The organism is Polaribacter sp., from assembly GCF_965656025.1.
GTDB lineage: Bacteria > Bacteroidota > Bacteroidia > Flavobacteriales > Flavobacteriaceae > Polaribacter.
The window spans coordinates 1-1,359 of record NZ_CBFHJT010000146.1; the positions used below are offsets into that span (position 1 = coordinate 1).

Genomic DNA, 1,359 nt, shown 5'->3' on the forward strand with positions numbered 1-1,359 from the left:
TTTTGTAAAGTGAATTTTGGTGTTACGTTTTTAATGACCGAAAAAATAGACGTAAAAGGAATCAATCAACACCCACTTTACACGTGGTTAACAGACAAAAGTTTAAATGGTAGCAAAAGTTCTACTGTAAAGTGGAATTTTCAAAAATACTTAGTATCACCTGAAGGTAAATTAATAGATTATTACTTCTCTATTACAAAACCAACAAGTTCTAAAATTACAAACCACCTAAAATAAATACGATGTTTGGCTTATTTAAAAAGAAATCTGAAGTAGAAAAACTTCAAGAAAAATATAAAAAGTTAATGGAAGAAGCTTACAAATTACAATCCATTAACAGAACCGATAGCGACACAAAATATAAAGAGGCAGACGATATTTTAAAAAAAATAGAAGCTATACAAGGTAAATCTTAAAATGAAACAACTAAAATTAACCCTACTTTTTTTGGTGATAAACTTTGGTGGTTTAGCCATTGGTAGCTGGTTAATGGATAATGGTCCTCTTTCTGACTGGTATGTTAATTTAAATAAAGCACCTTGGACTCCTCCAGGTATCGTTTTCGGTCTAGCATGGTCTACCATAATGATTTGTTTCTCTATTTATTTAGGTAAACTTTTTTTAGTAGAAAATACACAAAAAAATAAACTTCTTTTATCATTACAATTCATTTTAAATGTAAGTTGGAATTTTATTGTTTTTAGTCAACATTTAGTACTTTTAGGATTATTAAATTTAATTGCATTAACATCTGTCCTATTTTTCTACTATTTTAGAACATCTAAAAAAATGGGAATTTATAAATATTTATTACTCCCCTATTTAGTTTGGTTGTGTATTGCAACCTCTTTAAGCCTATACATTTTAGTTCATAATTAATAAAAACATGTACAAACTACATAAAAAACAAAATGTTCCTATTTCTTTACAAGAAGCATGGGATTTTTTAAAAAGTCCCAAAAATTTAGAGAAAATGACACCCAAAGAAATGGGCTTTAAAATTATTGATGGTGCAGACAAACCAACGTATGCAGGTCAATTAATTAGTTATGAGGTAACTCCTTTGTTGGGTATAAAAACAAAGTGGGTTTCTAAAATTACACAAGTAGAGCATCTAAAATATTTTACAGACGAACAATTGTATGGCCCTTATGCTTTGTGGCATCACACGCATTTTATTAAGGAAATAGAAGGTGGTGTAGAAATGGAAGACTTGATTTATTATAAAGTGCCACTTGGCTTTTTAGGGAGATTATTTCATCCGATTTTAGTAAAGCCTCAGTTAGAAAAAATATTTAAATTTAGAAGCGAAAAATTAATAGAACTCTTTGGAGAATACAAGTAAGATGAGTAAAAAAG

At 28.8% G+C, this 1,359-nt stretch carries 3 protein-coding genes and 1 pseudogene; all 4 read left to right on the plus strand.

Annotation, left to right across the window (positions count from 1 at the left end):
• A pseudogene (locus tag ACTG3S_RS14460) lies at positions 1 to 237 on the plus strand (glutathione peroxidase); the annotation flags it as partial.
• Positions 238 to 242: 5 nt separating this feature from the next.
• Positions 243 to 416 carry a Lacal_2735 family protein gene (locus ACTG3S_RS14465; RefSeq protein ID WP_439130035.1) on the plus strand — a complete coding sequence of 58 codons (174 nt, stop codon included), beginning with the start codon at positions 243 to 245 and terminating at the stop codon, positions 414 to 416.
• Between the two features lies 1 nt (position 417).
• Positions 418 to 879 (plus strand): TspO/MBR family protein, encoded by a 462-nt coding sequence (locus ACTG3S_RS14470; RefSeq protein WP_439130036.1) that lies wholly within the window; start codon positions 418 to 420, stop codon positions 877 to 879.
• Positions 880 to 886: 7 nt separating this feature from the next.
• Entirely contained in the window at positions 887 to 1,345 is a 459-nt protein-coding gene (locus ACTG3S_RS14475) for an SRPBCC family protein (RefSeq protein ID WP_439130037.1), read from the plus strand.
• Positions 1,346 to 1,359: the final 14 nt, after the last annotated feature.